The sequence below is a fragment of the Leifsonia sp. NPDC102414 genome, from assembly GCF_044765685.1.
Taxonomy (GTDB): Bacteria; Actinomycetota; Actinomycetes; order Actinomycetales; family Microbacteriaceae; genus Leifsonia.
Genome location: NZ_JBIWKN010000003.1, coordinates 96,627 through 114,731 on the forward strand (window position 1 = coordinate 96,627; position 18,105 = coordinate 114,731).

The window sequence follows — 18,105 nt, forward strand, 5'->3', positions numbered from 1 at the left end:
CGGAATGAGGACAGACCGGTATAGTCGGGGTACGCCATCGGCTTCCCGAAAAGCCGGCGGAGTCCTCTCGGCACCGTCGAGAGCGTTTACCCGCTTCGCCTGTCGATGCGGTGCATGGGGGATCGTGCTAGGGAAGCGTCTCCGTGACCCGTTGTCGGGCGTGTATGTATGGAAAGTACCCGACTTCCATGTCCACAATCTCTGACACCCCTATGCCCGCACCCCTTCTGTCGGTGGTCGACGACGTCGCCCCCGGCCGCTGGATCGCCATCTCATCGCTCGACGCCTCCCGCAGCGTCGGACTGGCGAGCGGCGCCACTGTCGAACGGCTGACCGCCGCTCTCTTCGGCGTGCTCCCGATCAGCGCTGCGACGGCGACCCCGCTCATCGGCTGGCTCGCCGACCCAGGCGACGACGCCAGCATCGACGCGTTCTACACGGTGCAGGGCACCGCACGGGACGCCGAGCGCCGCACCTTCGAGATGCTCAGTCTCACCGCCGTCCCCGACGACGCCTGGCACGCAGTGGATGCGGTGATCACCGTCGACGCGCCGCAAGACTTCGTCTTCTTCGTCTGCGTCGGCGGCCGCGAGCCGCACACCGTCGTCGACCTGCTCCGCGAGCGGGTGACGCTGGCCGCGTGAGCGCGTGAGCGCGTGAGCAGAGCGCCCGACGAAAACCGAGTCTCGCCGGGCGCCGCGGCTACAGAGTCGCCGTCGTGCTCCACACGCGGTAGCTCCACAAAGAGTTCGGGTCGAGAGTCGATGTCGTGACCAGCGCTGTCAGCTTCGACTCGTCCGGCAGTGTCCCGTATACGGTGCGAGCGAAGCCAGGATTATGTGTTCGTGCGTACCCAGTTACCCCCGACCCGATCGAGCTGAGCACCGTCCAGTTCCCCGTGCCCGACCACATCGCCGACCCGGAGATCGAGTCCACCTGCACCGAGCTGGAGATGTAGTTCGGATTGGAGGTGGGATACGGGTGCGCTTCTCTGATCAGGAAGAACACGTCACGTGTGGGGGAGTACGCGATGTCGAAGTTGTTGAGGTAATCGGCTGCGCCTGTGCTGTCCGTGAGGCCGGTCGTCTGGATCTGATGGCGGCTGCTCACGACGGGCGCGCCGGTGGCGAAACTGATCTGGGCGAAGTTGCCTTTCGAATCGGACGGTGTGCTGGTGTAGCCGGAGGTCCAGGTGAGCACGACCGTGCCAGCGGCGGGGTCGACCGAGGTTGCGCTCGGCTGCCCTGCGCCCCACTGTGTCGTCGGCTGCGCAGGGTCGAACGCGATGACAGGCGATGGATACTTCGTCCAGGGCCCGTCGAGACTCGTGGCGAAGGCGACGCCGATCTGGTTGTGGCATGAGCAGTCGGCGTCGTTGCCGGTGTAGAACATCGCGTAGCTGAACGCGGTGCCCGCGATGGTCGCGTTGACGGCGACGACGCTCGGATCGCAATTGTGGAAAGAGTCCCATCCTGTTCCGGTTCCGCTGAGGACGGAGGCGCTGGAGACCAGGGTTGCGCCGTTCAGCTTCGTCTCGAAGATGTCGTCGCGTACGGTGCCGGATGTGCGGCTGTGGCAACTCCACATCCGGTTGGTGGTGCCGGGGATGAGGTCGGGTGCGTAGCTGTATCCAGTGGTCTGGACGGAGGTCGGCGTGTAGACCAGCGAGGGCGTCGACCACGACCCGATTGCGGTCGCCGTCGTGGGCACCGATACCGCGACCAACATACCGATCAACACGGCGGCAGCCGGCCGCCACCCTCCGATGCGTCGCCGGCCGGATCGCCGTTTCTCGTTCTCTGACATCGTTGTCTCCTTCTGCGTGGTCGAGCTCTCCGGTTGTCCGAGCCCGATGGCCCAGGAAGCTACTCCTGTAGATAGGAAAAACGCAAGCATCTGATTACGATTCTATAAATCCTGACGTGCAAGTTGCGACGGCGGATCTACACGAGTAGAGTCCCATCAGGCAGCGCGGCTGATGAGGGTGAACGCTCCATCCGCTCCTGCCGGCCCGATTCGCGAGAGTCACGGTAGAACACCAGAGACGATACCGGCGCCACTCAGTGGCGGAAGGAGCACCCATCCATGACCCAGCTCAGTGCCGCTGACAGCGCGACACGGGACTCGCCGGCATACGTTGACACGTCGCCGACGTCGATTGTGCTCGATACCGACATCGGAACGGATGTCGACGACATCCTTGCCCTGGCGGTCATTCTCGGATCGCCGGAACTCTCCCTGAGCGGTGTGACCACCGTCTACGGCGACGTCGAACTCCGTGCTCGCATGGTGGCGAGGGCCATACGCTCCGCCGGCGCATCGCTGCCGCCGATCGTGCCAGGCCGATCACAGACCAGGTCCGGGCGACCGGTGTGGTGGCCGGGACACGAGGGACGTCTCATGCATGGCCTCGAGGACGAGGCGATCGACAGCGGCGACGCCGTCGCCGTGCTCGCAGCGAGCGAGACGGTCGTCGGCATCGGGCCCCTTACCGACCTGGCGGCGCTCGCCGAACTGCCGGGCCGCCGCACCAGCCACGCATATCTGATGGGCGGCGATTTCGGTGCACCATCGCGTGTCGAGCACAACATCCGCTGCGACGTCGCTGCGGCAGATGTCGTCTTCCGCTCCTCGCTCCAGCTCACCGTGGTGGGCCTCGACCAGACCGAGAGGGTACGAATCGACGCGCGTATGCTCGACCGGATCGCTGACGCCGGCGAGTTCGGTGCCATGCTCGCGGCCGAGGTGCAGCAGTTTTGGCGGTTCGCCGAACAGGACTACAACGTCCCGCACGACGCGATAGCCGTGTTGAGCGTGATCAGACCCGACCTTTTCACGTTCTCCTCCGGAGTCATCGAGGTCGACACCTCCGGGGAGTCCGCAGAACTAGAGGGCATGACCCGCTTCACTTCTGCGGAGGGCGGCCGCCACCGTATCGTCACCGATCTCGACACCGCCGCGGTATCGGACGAGATCGTACGCCGCATCCTGAGATCCACACGTCACAGCAGCACCCCACTCAATGAGGAGAATCACCGATGAGACTGTCACGAACAAAGATCGCTGCTCTGGTCGCCGTTGCGGCCAGCGCTGCCATGGTCCTGGCCGGATGCTCGGGAGGAGGCGGCTCGTCCAGCGGAGACAAAGTCACGCTCACCTTCGCCAACGCCGACCCGTCTGCGACCTGGGCGAAGGTGATCGCCGGGTTCGAGAAGGCCAACCCGAACATCACGGTCAAGCAGCTCAACATCCCGTACGCGCAGTACACGAGCACGATCAATCAGCGTATGGGCCAGGGTGGGGGCGGCATCGATCTCCTGGTGGTGGATGCGGGCGGCGCGGTCGCCGACTTCGCGCACCGCGGCTATCTCGCCGACCTGAGTGACATGAAGGCGGACGCCGTGAAGGCCGCGGTCAGTCCGGACATGGTCAGTTCGCGCGAGGTGGATGGCAAGCTGTACGCATTGGAGACCTGGACGACGTCGCAGTTCCTGTACTTCAACAAGGACATCCTGGCGAAGGCCGGGATCGAGGCGCCTTCCCCCGACCCGACGAAGCCGTGGACGTATGAGCAGCTCACGGAGGCCGCCACGAAGGTGAAGGACGCCAACGCGGCACAGTATCCCTTCCTGTTCGACCAATGGGACTCGTACTACCAACTCCAGATGGTCGGTGTCTCCGCCGGCGGAGGCGACGGTATCGACGAGAAGGGCACAGTGACGTTCGCGGATGCCGGCTGGCAGAAGGCCCTCACCTGGTATCACGACCTCTTCACATCGGGACTCTCCCCGCGCGGTATCACGAACGACAAGAACGGCGCCCTGTTCCAGACGGGCAAGAGCGCGTTCATCGTCTCCGGCCCGTGGGGTCTTCCGGTCGCGCTCAAGGGCAAGCTGAACTTCGGTATCGCTCCTGCGCCGTACTTCGCAGCCGGCAAACAGGCGACGTCGACGGACTCCTGGTCGGTCGCAGTCTCTGCCAAGTCGAAGCAGCAGGAGGCGGCCAAGAAGTTCCTCAGATACCTCACCATCGACGCGACAGGCAATGCGCAGTCGGCCGAAGTTGCGGGAATCACCCCGACCAACGAGGTGGCATTCGACGAGTACGTCAAGGCGGCCGACGCCTCGGTAGGCGCGGCGTCAGCGAACTTCGGCGACATCCTGGAGTACCAGCTGAAGAACAACGCGGTGCACCGTCCAGCGGTCGTCGGGTACAGCCTGTTCGAACCAGGCGCGAATCAGATGTTCTCCGACATCCGCAACGGCGCCGACCCGAAGTCCCGTGCTGAGCAGGCCGATACTGAGATCCAGGCCCAGATCGAACGGCTCAAGTAACGATGCAACTCGTGCACGAACGGGCGGCGACGCGCACATCGCGTGCGCGCGCCGCCCGGCGATCCCACCGGGGCCGGAGGAACGCGCTCTTCGGCTTCGCCCTGCTCACACCGGCACTCGTGGCGTTGATCACAATGCGAGTCATCCCGATGATCAGTGCCGTCGGACAGAGCTTCCAGCATCAGTCGATGGCTACAGGTCAGACGACGTTCGACGGCTTGGCGAACTACGTATTCCTTTTCACCGACCCAGGGTTCTACTCGGTTCTGCTGGTGACCCTCGTCTTCAATTTGATCCTCAACCCGGTGATCGTGGTCATCGCGACCGCACTGGCGCTGCTGCTTTCTCAGCGCATCCCGTTGGTGGGGCTGTGGCGGTCCCTCATCTTCGTCCCTGCCGCTGTTCCCGGCGCGGTCGTTGCGCTGATCTGGAGCACGGCCCTGCAGCCGGACGGTTTGGTGAACGCAGTGCTCACCTCTGTCGGCCTTCCAGCCCAGCCGTTCCTCACCTCGAGCGGTCAGGCGGCGTTCTCGATCGGGATCATGGTCACCTGGGGCGCGATCGGCTACTGGATGATATTCATCATCGCGGGACTCGGTGACATCCCGGAGTCGCTGTACGAGGCGTCGAAGCTCGACGGCGCCGGATGGTGGCGTCGACTGTTCGCTATCACTCTGCCTCTGCTGAAGCGACCCATGTCGTTCGTGCTGATCGCCTGCACCGTCGGCAGCTTCCTGCTTTTCGCGCCGATCCAGATCCTAACCAAGGGTGGCCCGGAAGGCTCCACCAACCTGATCATGTACGACATTTACAACCGCGCCTACCTGCTCAACGACCTGGGCGTCGGCCAGGCTGAGGTCGTGGTGCTGCTGGCGATCCTCTCGATCGTCGTCGCTATCCAGTTCCGGCTCCTGAAGGACGATACGAAGTGAAGCAGACCAAGACTGCCCGATTCCTCCTGCTCGCTGCCGCGGTCGTCACAGCGGTCGTCGTGTTCCTGCCGCTGTGGTGGGTGTTCGTCTCATCGCTTCGACCGGGCAACACGTACGTGAATTACATGACGCCGCTGTCTTGGATGGCGTTCATACCGGTCGGCGGCGACTTCAGCAACTATGCGGGGCTTCTCTCCGGACAGTTCGCGCTCGGCCTGTTCAACAGCTTCTTCGTCGCGGCGCTCACGATCTTCTTCGGCCTCGCCATCGCGGTCCCGGCCGCGTACGCGCTCTCGGCGATCGAGTTCCGCGGCCGGGGTCTGGTGTTCGGGTTCATCGTGCTTGTAGCGATGATCCCATTCGATGCCATCGCCATTCCGCTCTCCTCGCTCTTTCAGCAGTGGAGCCTCAGCGATTCGTATGCCGGGCTTGTGCTGCCCGCACTTGCCAACGGCTTCGCCATCTTCGTGCTTCGGCAGTTCTTCCTCGGCATACCAAGCGAGCTCATCGACGCTGCGGAGGTGGATGGTCTCGGTCACTTCGGCACGCTCTGGCGAATCATCCTCCCGCTGTCCAAGCCGGCGCTGATCGGCGCGGGGATGATGCTGTTCCTCTCGCAGTGGCAGGCGTACCTCTGGCCGCTGTTGATCGGAACATCCCCGGAGCGACAACTCGCACCGATTGCCCTGGCCAATCTGAGCACGCTGTTCTCCGTGGACCTCGGCCAGATCCTCGCCGGGTCGTTCGTGCTGAGCGTCATCCCGATGATTCTGCTGCTGTTCTTCCAGAAGCAGTACACACAGTCGCTGTCGACGACCGGTCTGAAGGGATGACCAGCGCAAAGGGCCAGGTCGTCGCTGTCGGTTCGATCAACGCCGATGTGACGTTCGCGGTGCGCCAACTCGTGCGACCTGGCGAGACGGTCGCCGCGCTCGGTTCTCGTACGACGCCCGGCGGCAAGAGCGCCAATCAGGCCGTCACGTCCGCGTTGCTCGGGGTGCCCACGCGCCTGATAGCGACTGTCGGGTCCGACCAGAACGGCGAACTGGCGCTGCGCGAAATCTCCGCAGCCGGGGTGGACGTCGACGCGGTCAAGGTCGTGAGCGGCGCAGAAACCGGAGTCGCCTTCATCTGCGTGGACGATGCCGGCGAGAACGCCATCGTGCTCTCGCCGGGCGCGAACACGCTGCTGACAGCGGAGACGATCGCGGGAGTCTCGTTCGACGACGCGGCGGTCGTGACGTTGTGCTTCGAGGTCGGCGACGAGACGGTCGTCGCCGCCGCCCGGTCGGCTAACGCCGCTGGTGCGCAGGTCGTGCTTAACCTCTCCCCGGCCCGGCCGCTCGACGTGGGACTCGCGACCCTACTGACCGTCCTCGTCGTCAACGAGCATGAGCTCGGGATCGCCGCTGGTGCGACGCTGGATGCGGCCGATGACGCCGACCTGTCCGCCGCTGCCGACGCGTTCGGCGTTCCTGCGCTCGTGGTCACCTGTGGCAGTTCGGGTGCCGCGGTCGTGTACGGAGTCGGCGCCGATAGGAGTATCGTCCGCGTGCCCAGCCCCGCCGTCACGGCTGTCGACACCACAGGGTGCGGCGACGCGTTCCTGGGAGCGATCGCCGCAGAGCTCGCGCAAGACTCGACGCTTCTGGACGCAGTGAGGACGGCCGTGCTCGTCGGAGCATATGCGGCGACAGGTGCAGGCGCTCAGCCGTCGTATCCAACGCGCGCAGCACTCGAGGACTGGCTTCGGTAGCAGTCCGCCTCGTCCCCCGGCCGGTTCAGTGCGTGCCGCACGACTCGCGAATCACCAGACGGACGGGGATGCGACCAGGCCCTCTCTGGCCAGGCCGAAGCACAGCCGCGAGGGCCGCGGAAGCGATCTCGTTGACGGGCTGCTCGATAGCGGTCATCGGCGGGTCGCTGTATATGGCGTCGTCCGTGCCGTCGAACGAGATCACGGCGAGGTCGTCTGGCACGGCAACCCCCAGCTCTCGTGCTGCGCGCAGGAGCCCGAGGGCCTGGACGTCGGAACTGACGAAGACCGCATCCGGCCGGTGGTCAGGATCCTGCAACAGAGCTCGGCCCGCTTCGTATCCGCCCTCGCGGGAGAATTCGGCGCGTTGCAAGAAGGCGAGTCCCGCTGTGGCGTCGGCCGCGCGCAGGGTGCGCTCCCAGCCATTGACGCGATCGTCGGCTCCGGGGGCGCCCTCGGGGCCGGCGATGTGCGCGATAGTTCTCTTGCGGTGGGCGAGAAGGTGCTCCACCGCTTGTCTGGCCCCGTCGGAGTTGTCGACGAGGATCGACGCTTGGCCTGCCTGAGTGCGGTGGTCGAGGTAGACGGTGGGGACATCCCTCGTCTCGTCGACCGACGACGGTTCGAGACTGACGACGATCAGTCCGTCCACCTGGCGGCCGACCAGGGACTCGACCTGAGCCGCCTGGCGCGCTGGGTCGTTGTCGGAGTCGCCCAGGAGCAGCGCGAAGCCCTCGTCGAACGCTTGGTTGGTGATCGCCCTGGCGAGGGAGCCGAAGTAGGTGTTGCTCACGTCGGGGACCACGAGGCCGACCGCAGTGGCTTTGCGGGTGCGCAACGCCCGCGCCGCCGCGTTCGGGCGGTAGTCCAGGGCGTGCATGGCGTCCAGGACGCGTTTTCGCGTCGCGGCGGCGACAGGGCGAGGGCCGTTGTTGATCACGTAACTGACGACCGCCGTGCTGACGCCAGCACGGGCGGCGACATCCGTACGCGTCGCGGCGCGCACCGGCTCGTCCTCCCGCGGTTTCCTCGCAGAGCGACCGTCCGTCATTTGTTCCCTTTCGTCACATCACATCATGGCGCACTTTGTAGTCTATTCGAGTAGACTCGCGATATGGCGACACCTGTCATCTCGATCACCGACCTCTACCACCCGCCTGAGGACCCAGGGGACAACTTCGACATCGTGCTCCCGTTTGGTAGCGACAGGGTGGCTCCGAGGCGTCATCCTGGACGCTTCCATCGAGAAACGCGAAGCCGTCGTGGGCGGTGTCGACGGGTACCCGGGGCCGCGCGACCCCGGCATCATCCCCGTCTCCCAGCTCAACGCCGTCTTCGGCACCAACGTGCCGTTCGGAACCGCGCCGTTCGCGAGGATGCGCGCGCTCGACGACACGATGGAGGACGTGCCAGCCTTCCAGCAGACGGGCATCGATCTGCTGCTCGGGTTGCTCGCGGAATCTGCGGAGCCGGTGCATCTGATGTGCTTCGGTTCTGCCAGACCCCTCGCCGTTGCGTTCAACCGCGATCCTGGCCTCCTCCGCGAGAAGGTGGCGCGCGTGCACCTCTCTGCAGGCTCGACCTCGCTCGACTACCTCGAGTGGAACGTCTACCTCGACCCGATCGCCATGTGCAGAGTCGTCGAATCGGGCCTCCCGCTCGCGCTGTACCCGTGTGCCACCGGTGTCGACTGCTACTCCTACGACACCCACAACACGTACTGGAGATTCAGCGACCTTCGCTGGATCGAGGACCTGCATCCCGCGCTTCGCCGTTACCTGCTCTACGGACTCGGCCGCTCCAGTAGGATCGACTTCCTGCGCGCGCTGGACGAGGAACCGCCGGAGAGTCTGAAGGCCGACGTCTACGGGCGACAGCACGCGGTCTGGGAGACGGCAGCGTGGATGCTGGTATCCGACTCCGAACTGGTGCGTCATCACGACGGTACGTATGAGATCGTCGGCAGGGAGAGTGTCGTCGCCTCGGACGCGGTGATCCTGAACCGGCAGGTGCCATGCGTGGTCGATTCGCATCCCACCGGCCTGTACACGTTCTCCGTCACCGACGGCGACGGCGACGGAGCGCGTGCGACCGTCTTCGAGCGCGGCGATCCCGCCGAGTACGAGAGGGCATTGCAGGAGGCGCTCCCGCGGCTGTACCAGTCGTTCGCGCCGTCCGCCGCGTCATGGCAAGGCACGACCACCGGGCTGAGAGAAGACGGCCTGCCGCGGACGTATGCCGGTCCTCTCTGATCGGTGCGATGTTGATCAGCTCGGCTCTGAGCTCTCCCGGAGGTAGACCTCAACCGGGAGGCGCACCGAACCGGCCGGGCGATCCGGGTCGGCCAGACGCCGCACGAGCAGTTGCACCGCGGCGCGGCCGAGCAGTTCCATCGGCTGCTTCACCGTGGTGAGTCTCGGGGTCGACAGGCGTCCGGCGTCGATGCCGTCGAAGCCGGTCACGATCAAGTCGCCGGGCACGTCCACGCCGCCGATGCGGGCGGCGTCGATCACGCCGAGGGCCATCTGGTCGTTGGCGCACACCACCGCGCGCGGCAGCGCACCGCCTGCGAGCAGCTCACGGCCCACCCTGCGGCCGCCGTCGCGAGTGAAGTCGCCCCTGTGCTCCGGCGCGTCCGGCACGGGCAGCCCGCGCTCGGCGAGTGCGGCGCGGAAACCGGCCCAGCGCTCTGCGTCGTCGGGGGAGTCCAGGCTTCCTGCGACGTAGACGAGGTCGCGCACCCCGAGGTCGTCGACGAGGTGCCCGGCGAGGGTGCGCATCCCCTCGTCGTTGCTGACAGAGACGTGGTCGAGTTCGTCTCCGCTCCTGGCGCCGGCCATCACGACCACGGGGATGCGGCGGGCGAGCTGCGAGAGTTCCTCGTCGCTCGCGCTCCCCGCCAGCACCACCAGGCCGTCGACGCGCCCCGCCATCTCCCGCACGGTCTCCGTCGACGTGGCGCCCCTGCCCACTCCGACGAGCAGCACGAAGCCGTTGCGCCAGGCCTCCAGCTCGCTGCCGCGCAGCACCTCGTCGAAATAGAGATTCAGCTGGCGCGTGTCCGCTGCGCCGCCGACGTCGCGGATGATCGTGGTGCGACTGGCGGCGTCGTCCGGGGCGTCGAGCGGCACGTCGGAGATATCGTCCATCGCGTCGAGGCCGGGAAAGAACAGGCCGAGCACGCCGGTCTTGCGGGCGGCGAGGCCGCGGGCTGCTCCGCTCGGGACGTACCCGAGCGCATCCACCGATGCCTGCACGCGTTCGCGCGTCGCCTCTTTGACGGTCTCCGGGCGGCTGAACACGCGGGAGACCGTCGCAATCGACACACCGGCGTGTGTCGCGACGTCGTAGACGGTCGGATTCCGGCCCATGTATGCGCTTCCTTACTGCTTCGAGCATCCCCACTATACGCAGGCGCCTCCGCGGACGCCGGGTTCGTGGGAGGCTGGCAGCATGGACGAAACGATCGAAGTAGTGGTGGTCCGCGTCTTCACGGACGACCGTGGCGCGAACGGCAACGAGCTGGGCATCGTGCGCAGCTCCACGGCGACGGCCGGGCGGGAGCAGGCGATCGCCTCGGCGCTCGGATTCAGCGAGACGGTCTTCCTCGACGCGCTCAGCGAGGACGGCGAACTCGGGCGCGTCGCGACCATCCGCATCTTCACCCCCGCAGCAGAGCTGCCGTTCGCCGGGCACCCCAGCGTCGGCACGGCGTGGTGGCTGGCCGAGCAGGGCACACCGATCACGATGCTGCGCGAGAAGGCCGGCGTCGTGGACGTGACGTACGGCTCCGAGGACGAGCCGACCTGGATCACCGCGGAGGCCGAGTGGGCGCCGACGTTCCAGTGGCTGCCGCTCGAGTCTCCCGCCGACGTGGATGCGCTCGACCCGTTCGCGTTCACCGAGGGGCAGCACTACGCATACGCCTGGATCGACGAGTCGGTCGCCCACCTGCGCTCGCGCATGTTCGCCCCGGCGATGGGCATCGTCGAGGACGAGGCGACAGGGGCGGCGGCGATCGCCCTGACCGCGCGCCTCGGCCGCGACCTGCGGATCAGCCAGGGAGAGGGCTCCGAGCTGCTGACGGCCATCGAGGGCGACGACCGCATCGGGGTCGGCGGCCGCACGGTGTACGACCGCACGATCAGCGCGACCCTGTGACGGCGGCCGTGCGGATCGTCGAGCATCCCGTCGGGGAGCCGGGCGAAGGCCCGTACGGGGTCGCGGTCACCAGGGACGGCGGGGTGTGGTTCACCCTTGTGCACGGCGGCCGCGTCGGCCGGTTGTCGCCCGATGGCACCGTGGCATACCTGTCGCTCGGCGACGGCTCGCAGCCGTCGCTGCTCGCCGCCGCGACGGAGTCGACAGTGTGGGTGACCGACAGCACAGGCAACCGCCTCGTGCACCTCGGGCTGCGGGACGCGGCGATCGACCTGATCGGAGAGGTCGCCGTCCCGACGCCTGACGCCCAGCCGTTCGGGGTCGTCGCGCTCGACGACGGCACCGCCTGGTTCACCGAGCTCAACGCAGACGCGCTCGGCCGCATCGACATCCTCGGCAGGGTGGAAGAGTACCCGGTCGGCCGCGCCGGTTCGTTCGTTTCCATGATCGCGACCACCGGAGACAGCCTCTGGTTCACCCTCAACGCGGCCGGCCTGGTCGGTCACGTGCGCGGAGGGGATGCCGCCATCGCGTTCACCGAGCTGCCAGGCGACCCGTCCGGCCCCGTCGGCATCGCCGTCGCAGCGGACGGCGGCGTGTGGGTGGCGCAGATCCTCGGCGACGCGCTCGCGCGCATCCATCGGGGCGTTGTCTCCGAGGTGCCGCTTGCGCAGGGCGCGAAGCCGCACGCGGTCGCCGCCGACGAGGACGGCGGCGTGTGGGCGACCCTTTGGGGGGCGAACCAGCTCGCGCACGCGACCGCCGATGGCGAGCTGACCCTGCACGATCTGCCGACGGCAGAGTCGGAGCCGCACGGCCTCGCGGTCGCGGCGGACGGCACGGTGTGGGTGGCACTGGAGTCCGGCGCGCTCGCCGAGGTCGCTCCGAGCCGACCGGCTTAACCAGGTGTGGTCCCCGGCCGAAGCCGGGGACCACACGATGGATGCTGGGACTAGCCGGCGACGCCGACGTACTCCGCCGACTCGTCCGGGGTGGACGTGCCGTCTGCGAGGTTGGCGCGGAGGGCGGCGCCGAGCGTCGCATCCACGTTGGTCCAGTACTGGATGGCACGCTCGCGGATCTCGGCGTTCTTCACGCCGCCGACTGCTCCGGTGATCGTCTCGAGGAAGCGCTCCTTGGCCTCGGCGTCGTAGACGTCGCGGTAGAGCGTTCCCGCCTGGCCGAAGTCGGAGTCCTCTGCGTGCAGGGTCGCTGCCGAGCGCACGAGGGCGCCGTCCGACTCCCACGAACCCTCGCCGGCGCGGGCGGCGTCTGCGACGGGCCCGCCCTTCGAGTTGGGCGCGTAGACAGGGGCCGATGCCGGCTTGAAGCCGTGGCGGCCCGCGCCGTCCTGCGAGTAGTTGTGAACCGGAGCGTTCGGCGCGTTGACCGGCAGCTCGTTGTAGTTGGTGCCGACCCGGTACCGCTGGGCGTCCGGGTAGGAGAACACGCGCGCCATCAGCATCTTGTCCGGGCTGATGTCGATGCCGGGGACGGTGTGGGCGGGGGAGAACGCCGCCTGCTCGATCTGCGCGAAGAAGTTCTCCGGGTTCTTGTTCAGCGTGTGCACGCCGACCTCGATCAGCGGGTAGTCGCTGTGCGGCCAGACCTTGGTGAGGTCGAACGGGTTGAAGCGGTACGTCTTCGCATCCTCGTACGGCATGACCTGCACGGAGACCTTCCACGCCGGGAACTCGCCGCGCTCGATCGCCTCGTAGAGGTCGCGGCGGTAGTAGTCGGCGTCGGCGCCTGCGATGGCCTCCGCCTCCGCGCCGTGCATCTCCTCGTTGCCCTGGAAGGCGTGGAAATGGTACTTGACCCAGAACTTCTCACCCGCGGCGTTGATCCACTGGTAGGTGTGCGAGCCGTAGCCGGGCATGTGCCGCCACGATCGTGGGATACCGCGGTCGCCCATCAGGTAGGTGACCTGGTGTGCAGACTCTGGCGAGAGGGTCCAGAAGTCCCACTGCATGTCCGCATCCCGCAGGCCGGAGCCGGGGAGGCGCTTCTGCGAGTGGATGAAGTCCGGGAACTTGATGCCATCGCGGATGAAGAACACCGGGGTGTTGTTGCCGACGATGTCGTAGTTGCCCTCGGAGGTGTAGAACTTCACCGAGAAGCCGCGGACGTCGCGCCAGGTGTCGGGGGAGCCCTGCTCGCCGGCGACCGACGAGAAGCGCTGCAGGGTCTCGGTGGTGGTGCCTGGCTGGAACACCGCGGCCTTCGTGTACTGCGACACGTTGCCGGTGACGACGAACGTGCCGAACGCGCCGCCGCCCTTGGCGTGGACGATCCGCTCCGGGATGCGCTCGCGGTTGAACTGCGCGAGCTTCTCCACCAGGTAGCGGTCGTGCAGCGCGGTGACGCCGTCCTCTCCTGCGGTCAGCGAGTGGGCGTCGCTGCCGACCGGGGTACCGGTCTGGGTGGTCGTGTAGTTCTCCGACATTCAGTCTCCTTCGTCACTCGACGCGCGACGGGGCTTTCGCCGCGCGCTCCTGGCAGGACGGGCACAGTCCCCAGAACGTCACCTCGGCCGTGTTCACCGAGAAGCCGGACGCGTCCGACGGGGTGATGCACGGCGCGTGGCCGACGACGCAGTCCACATCCGCCACGGCGCCGCACGAGGTGCAGACGACGTGGTGGTGGTTGTCGCCGATGCGCCGCTCGTACAGAGCGGGCGAGCCTGCCGGCTCGATGCGCCGCACGAGGCCGGCGCCGGTCAGATCGCCCAGGACGTTGTGCACGTTCTGGATCGAGGTGCCCGGCAGGGCTTCGAGCACGCTGCGGAAGACAGCGTCGGCGTTCGCGTGGGGATGCGTGGCAAGGGTCTCGAGCACCGCGACGCGGCCCGCCGTGACCCTGAGCCCTGCGGCGCGCAGTGCGCTTTCGAGCTGTGCCGTGTCCATGTCACGAGCCTAGTCTGTTTTGAATGATTCAAAAAATGCGGACGATCAGTGCCGCACATTGCGCGACTGCAGCCTGGTCTCCTCCAGGTCGAGCATCGACTCCGCTTCCTCCAGGATGCGCGATGGGTACGCTCCGCGCGTGCGCTCCTCCAGCAGGCGGTCGCGCTCCGCGTTGACCACCGCGAGGCGCAGCGTCCGGTAGAGCTGATGCGGCCTGCTGTCGGCCGGCACGTCGTTGAGCAGGATGCGCTCCCAGGCGGACTCCGCACGCAGATAGGACGACTGGCGCACCCGCTCGACCACCTCGGGGTCGATGGGGTCGGAGACGCCGGCCGCGCCCTCCGGGTCGTCGAGCACGGCGAGGCCGTCGTTGCTGAGGTCGTCGAGCAGGTGGGCGAGCTGCTGCCTGTCCGACTTGGTGTCGATGCCCTCGATCTTGAGCACGCGGATCAGCCAGGGCAGCGTGCCGCCCTGCACCACGAGGCTGACCACCGCGACCGTGAAGGCGATGAGGATGAGCTGCGGACGGTACGGGATGCTGCCGTCGTCCGGCAGGGACTGGGCCGCGGCGAGCGTGACGACGCCGCGCATCCCCGACCAGCCGAGGACGACGCCGCCTCGCCAGTCGATGTCCTCCTGGCGGAGCTGCTCGAGGTCGGCGCGGCGCCGCGCATACCTGGTCTCGAGGCGCTGCTTGCGGAACGCCTCGCGCCTGGTGCGGACCGGATGGTCGCGGAAGTAGCTGATCATCAGCCACTCCCGGAAGGTGGCGTTCTCCGCCAGCCGCGCGCGTTGCCGGAGGGCGAGCACGAGAGGGCCGATGAGGACGAACCGGATGATGACGAGCGCGAGCGTCGCCAGCAAGCCGATGCCCACCGCATCCCAGACGCTGAGGATCTCGGGGTGCTCGACGTCGGCGACGAGCGTGCGGATCTCCAGGCCGATCAGGAGGAAGACGCCGTTCTCGAGCAGGAACTGGATGGTGCGCCAGTTGATGCGGTCGGTGATCCTCGCCTGGGCAGTGAAGTGCTTCGGGGCGGCGTGCCCGGTGTAGAGGCCGGCGATCACGACGGCGAGCACGCCGGAACCGTGCGCCGCCTCTGTCGGCATGAACGCGGCGAACGGCACGGCGATCGACAGAGCCGTGTCGAGCACGGGGTCGTTCAGCTTCGAGCGCACCCAGACGGAGACGATGCCGGCCGCCAGTCCGATGCCGAGGGCGATCACCACGGCGTAGAAGAAGTCGAACACGCCTGCCCACGGCGTCGCGAGTGCCCCGACCGCCGCAGCGATGGCCGTGCGCAGCAGAACCAGGGCGGTCGCGTCGTTGACCAGGCCCTCGCCTTCGAGCACGGTCAGCAGGCGCGGAGGGAGTCCGAGCTTGCGGCCGATCGAGGTCGCGGCCACCGCATCCGGAGGGCTGATGATCGCGCCGAGGGCGACGGCTGCCGCCAGGTTGAGGTCCGGCAGGATCGTGAAGAGCAGGAAGCCGGAGGCGAACGCGGTGATGATCACGAGGATGACCGAGAGGCCGGCGATCGGGGCCAGGTTGCGACGGAAATCGGTGAGCGGGACGCTGATGGCCGCCGCGTAGAGGATGGGCGGCAGGAGGCCGTCGAGGATGATCTCGTGCGGGACCTCGATCTCCGGGACGCCGGGGAGATAGGAGAGACCGACCCCGACGAGGACCAGGATGATCGGCGCCGCGACACCGAGCTTTCGTGAGAACGCGGCCACGGCGACGATCACCGAGATGGCGATCACCGCGTAAAAACCGAGTTCCATATATCCAATCCTAGAGGGCTACGTGCTGGTGCGCGGTCGTGGGATGTCGCTCGACGGGGTCAGTGGGCGCGGAGTCCGTCCATCGCGATGGCGATCACGCGGTCCCGCTGGTCGTCGTCGTCGAACGCGACGCTGGCGATGCCGGAGAGCATGCGGACCACGTCCTGGATCTCCGCGTCCTCGCGCATCTCGCCGGCGGCCTTCGCCCTGTCGAGCAGCGGTTCGCCGGCGTCGTAGAGCGACGTGCGGCAGGTGAGGAGGACGGGGGAGTCCTTGTTGAGGCCGTCGACCAGCGCCTTCTTGGTGCCGATGTAGCTGACGAACCTGCGCACCCAGGTCTCGAATCCCGCCCACGGTTCGAGGGACTCGGCCGCCTCGGCCGCCCTGACCACTGCATCCACCTCGTCGACGTATACCGCTTCGACGAGGGCGTCGCGGGTGGGGAAGTTGCGGTAGAGCGTGCCGATTCCCACTCCGGCACGGCGTGCGATGTCCTCCAGGGATGCACTGGTGCCGTTGGCCGCGAACGCCTCCCGCGCCGCGGCGAGCAGCGCGTCGAAGTTCCGTCTCGCGTCCGCCCTGTGCGGGCGGGTCGAGACGGCGGTCGGGGTGGTGCTGGCCAATTTCTCCTCCGGAAGGGGTTGCAAAGTGGAGGCACCCTCCGCTACTGTGGTGTAAGCGGAGGCAACCTCCGATCGGAGCCAGCCTCCATTCTAGCCGATATCTGCATCGGCCACACCCCTCGAGAACGGAAGAACTCAATGTCTCGAACCCGTCCGGGCCTCACCTTCGCCGTCCTGGCGCTGAGCGCAGGCTCCTTCGCCACTCTGCAATCCCTCGTCGTCCCCGTCCTCCCCGTCATCCAGACCGATCTCGGCACCACGACGGCCGGTGTCACCTGGACCATGACCGCGTGGCTCATCTCCGCCGCCGTCGCCACCCCGCTGCTCGGCCGCGTCGGCGACATGGTCGGCAAGCGACGCATCCTGGTGCTCGCCCTCCTCGCCGTCGCGCTCGGCAGTGTGGTCGCCGCCGTCGCGCCCACCATCGGCGTGCTGATCGGCGCCCGCATCATCCAGGGTCTCGGCGGCGCCATGTTCCCGCTCGCGTTCGGCATCATCCGAGACGAGTTCCCCGCGCACCGCCTGCCGTCCGCGATCGGCGCCATCGCGTCCATCATCGCCATCGGCAGCGGTCTCGGCACGGTCCTCGCCGGGCCGCTCGCCGACGTGCTCAGCTGGCGCGGGCTGTTCCTCGTCCCCGCCGTGTTCACGGTCGCAGGCGCGGTGCTCGCACTGCTCTTCATCCCCGAATCGCCGACGCGCGCCGTCGGCGGGGTCAACCCGTGGTCGGCCGTGCTCCTCTCCGGCTGGCTCGTCGCCCTCCTGCTCCCGCTCAGCACGGGTGCGCAGTGGGGCTGGGGGTCGCCGGCCGTCGTCGGGCTGCTCGCGCTCTCCGCACTGCTGCTCGCCGCCTGGATCATCGTGGAGCTGCGCTCCCGCGCGCCGCTGGTCGACATGCGGCTGATGCGCGAGCCTGGTGTGTGGTCGATGAACGCGGCGGCGGTGTTCGTCGGAGCGTCGATGTTCGCGGTGTTCGCGTTCTTCCCGCGCTTCGTGCAGACGCCGGTCTCCACCGGGTACGGGCTCGGCGCATCCGTCGCCGAATCCGGGATGCTGATGCTCCCGATGCTCGTCACGATGGCCGTCACCGGCTTCCTCAGCGGACCACTCGCCCGCTGGATCAGCTTCCGCAGCCAGATCGTGCTCGCCGCAGCGCTGATGGCGCTCGCCGCGATCTCGCTCGGGCTGCTGCACGGCAGCCTCGTGGAGGTGGCCACCGCATCCGGAGTGTTCGGGATCGGCCTCGGCCTGGTCTACGCGGCCATCACCAGCGTGGTGGTGCAGAGCGTCCCTGCAACGCAGACCGGGGTGGCCAGCGGGATGAACGCCAACTTGCGCACGGTCGGCTCGGCGATCGGGGCGGCCGTAATGACGGCGCTCGTCACCGGCTCCACGGCCGCGGACGGGCTGCCGACGGAGGCGGGCTACAGCGAGGGCTTCGTGGTGGCAGGGCTGCTGTCGGCTGGAGCGCTCGTGGTGACGGTGGCGGCGATGGTGCTGATGCGGGCGCCGCGCGAGGCGGCGGTGGCCGAGGTGGCGGCGCTCACCCCCGAGGCGGAGACGGTCACGGAACTCGCGCCGGTCGCCTGAGCTCGCCCGGCGTCGCCT

Annotated in this window: 17 protein-coding genes; 10 read left to right on the plus strand and 7 right to left on the minus strand. The window is 67.6% G+C overall.

Features of this window, described 5'->3' with window-relative positions:
- The first annotated feature begins 212 nt into the window (after positions 1-212).
- Positions 213-644 carry a hypothetical protein gene (locus ACIRCZ_RS13230; RefSeq protein WP_055889972.1) on the plus strand — a complete coding sequence of 144 codons (432 nt, stop codon included), beginning with the start codon at positions 213-215 and terminating at the stop codon, positions 642-644.
- 58 nt (positions 645-702) lie between these two features.
- On the opposite strand, the gene ACIRCZ_RS13235 is transcribed toward ACIRCZ_RS13230, so the two are convergent.
- Complete coding sequence (locus tag ACIRCZ_RS13235) at positions 703-1,806, minus strand: hypothetical protein (protein WP_402853839.1); 1,104 nt, start codon at positions 1,804-1,806, stop codon at positions 703-705.
- A 279-nt stretch (positions 1,807-2,085) separates the two neighbouring features.
- On the opposite strand from ACIRCZ_RS13235, the gene ACIRCZ_RS13240 reads away from it, so the two are divergent.
- The 5 genes from ACIRCZ_RS13240 (at position 2,086) to ACIRCZ_RS13260 (ending at position 7,022) form a co-directional block, all read left to right on the plus strand.
- Entirely contained in the window at positions 2,086-3,042 is a 957-nt protein-coding gene (locus tag ACIRCZ_RS13240; protein ID WP_402853842.1) for a nucleoside hydrolase, read from the plus strand.
- Positions 3,039-4,334 carry an ABC transporter substrate-binding protein gene (locus ACIRCZ_RS13245; protein WP_402853845.1) on the plus strand — a complete coding sequence of 432 codons (1,296 nt, stop codon included), beginning with the start codon at positions 3,039-3,041 and terminating at the stop codon, positions 4,332-4,334. Before ACIRCZ_RS13240 ends, ACIRCZ_RS13245 begins: the two co-directional genes overlap by 4 nt.
- A gap of 188 nt (positions 4,335-4,522) precedes the next feature.
- Positions 4,523-5,266: a carbohydrate ABC transporter permease gene (locus ACIRCZ_RS13250; RefSeq protein WP_402853848.1), complete on the plus strand. Its 744-nt coding sequence runs from the start codon at positions 4,523-4,525 to the stop codon at positions 5,264-5,266.
- Positions 5,263-6,099 carry a carbohydrate ABC transporter permease gene (locus ACIRCZ_RS13255; protein WP_402853851.1) on the plus strand — a complete coding sequence of 279 codons (837 nt, stop codon included), beginning with the start codon at positions 5,263-5,265 and terminating at the stop codon, positions 6,097-6,099. Before ACIRCZ_RS13250 ends, ACIRCZ_RS13255 begins: the two co-directional genes overlap by 4 nt.
- On the plus strand, positions 6,096-7,022 hold the full coding sequence (locus tag ACIRCZ_RS13260) for a ribokinase (RefSeq protein ID WP_402853854.1): 927 nt from the start codon (positions 6,096-6,098) through the stop codon (positions 7,020-7,022). Before ACIRCZ_RS13255 ends, ACIRCZ_RS13260 begins: the two co-directional genes overlap by 4 nt.
- A 25-nt stretch (positions 7,023-7,047) precedes the next feature.
- On the opposite strand, the gene ACIRCZ_RS13265 is transcribed toward ACIRCZ_RS13260, so the two are convergent.
- On the minus strand, positions 7,048-8,073 hold the full coding sequence (locus ACIRCZ_RS13265; RefSeq protein ID WP_402853857.1) for a LacI family DNA-binding transcriptional regulator: 1,026 nt from the start codon (positions 8,071-8,073) through the stop codon (positions 7,048-7,050).
- A 145-nt stretch (positions 8,074-8,218) separates the two neighbouring features.
- Here ACIRCZ_RS13265 and ACIRCZ_RS13270 point away from each other — a divergent pair, with 145 nt between their 5' ends.
- The gene (locus ACIRCZ_RS13270; protein WP_402853859.1) at positions 8,219-9,274 is read left to right on the plus strand and encodes a hypothetical protein; all 1,056 of its coding nucleotides are present in this window, start codon (positions 8,219-8,221) and stop codon (positions 9,272-9,274) included.
- A 15-nt stretch (positions 9,275-9,289) separates the two neighbouring features.
- Here ACIRCZ_RS13270 and ACIRCZ_RS13275 read toward each other — a convergent pair whose 3' ends face one another.
- Complete coding sequence (locus ACIRCZ_RS13275; protein ID WP_402853862.1) at positions 9,290-10,393, minus strand: LacI family DNA-binding transcriptional regulator; 1,104 nt, start codon at positions 10,391-10,393, stop codon at positions 9,290-9,292.
- Between the two features lie 82 nt (positions 10,394-10,475).
- On the opposite strand from ACIRCZ_RS13275, the gene ACIRCZ_RS13280 reads away from it, so the two are divergent.
- Both ACIRCZ_RS13280 and ACIRCZ_RS13285 read left to right on the plus strand, forming a co-directional pair.
- Positions 10,476-11,183 carry a PhzF family phenazine biosynthesis protein gene (locus ACIRCZ_RS13280; RefSeq protein WP_055889976.1) on the plus strand — a complete coding sequence of 236 codons (708 nt, stop codon included), beginning with the start codon at positions 10,476-10,478 and terminating at the stop codon, positions 11,181-11,183.
- On the plus strand, positions 11,180-12,085 hold the full coding sequence (locus ACIRCZ_RS13285; protein ID WP_402853865.1) for a virginiamycin B lyase: 906 nt from the start codon (positions 11,180-11,182) through the stop codon (positions 12,083-12,085). The genes ACIRCZ_RS13280 and ACIRCZ_RS13285 overlap by 4 nt, the downstream gene beginning before the upstream one ends.
- A gap of 50 nt (positions 12,086-12,135) precedes the next feature.
- Here ACIRCZ_RS13285 and ACIRCZ_RS13290 read toward each other — a convergent pair whose 3' ends face one another.
- Genes ACIRCZ_RS13290 through ACIRCZ_RS13305 form a run of 4 tightly spaced genes read right to left on the minus strand, consistent with a single transcriptional unit; the run spans position 12,136 to position 16,497 of the window.
- Positions 12,136-13,629, minus strand: coding sequence for a catalase (locus ACIRCZ_RS13290; protein ID WP_402853868.1), 1,494 nt, complete (start codon positions 13,627-13,629; stop codon positions 12,136-12,138).
- A 13-nt stretch (positions 13,630-13,642) separates the two neighbouring features.
- On the minus strand, positions 13,643-14,089 hold the full coding sequence (locus ACIRCZ_RS13295; protein WP_055889982.1) for a Fur family transcriptional regulator: 447 nt from the start codon (positions 14,087-14,089) through the stop codon (positions 13,643-13,645).
- A 45-nt stretch (positions 14,090-14,134) separates the two neighbouring features.
- Positions 14,135-15,874, minus strand: coding sequence for a sodium:proton antiporter (locus tag ACIRCZ_RS13300; RefSeq protein WP_055889984.1), 1,740 nt, complete (start codon positions 15,872-15,874; stop codon positions 14,135-14,137).
- A 59-nt stretch (positions 15,875-15,933) separates the two neighbouring features.
- Positions 15,934-16,497, minus strand: coding sequence for a TetR/AcrR family transcriptional regulator (locus ACIRCZ_RS13305; protein WP_055889986.1), 564 nt, complete (start codon positions 16,495-16,497; stop codon positions 15,934-15,936).
- A 138-nt stretch (positions 16,498-16,635) separates the two neighbouring features.
- Here ACIRCZ_RS13305 and ACIRCZ_RS13310 point away from each other — a divergent pair, with 138 nt between their 5' ends.
- Positions 16,636-18,087, plus strand: coding sequence for an MFS transporter (locus tag ACIRCZ_RS13310; protein WP_402853873.1), 1,452 nt, complete (start codon positions 16,636-16,638; stop codon positions 18,085-18,087).
- Positions 18,088-18,105 lie beyond the last annotated feature (18 nt).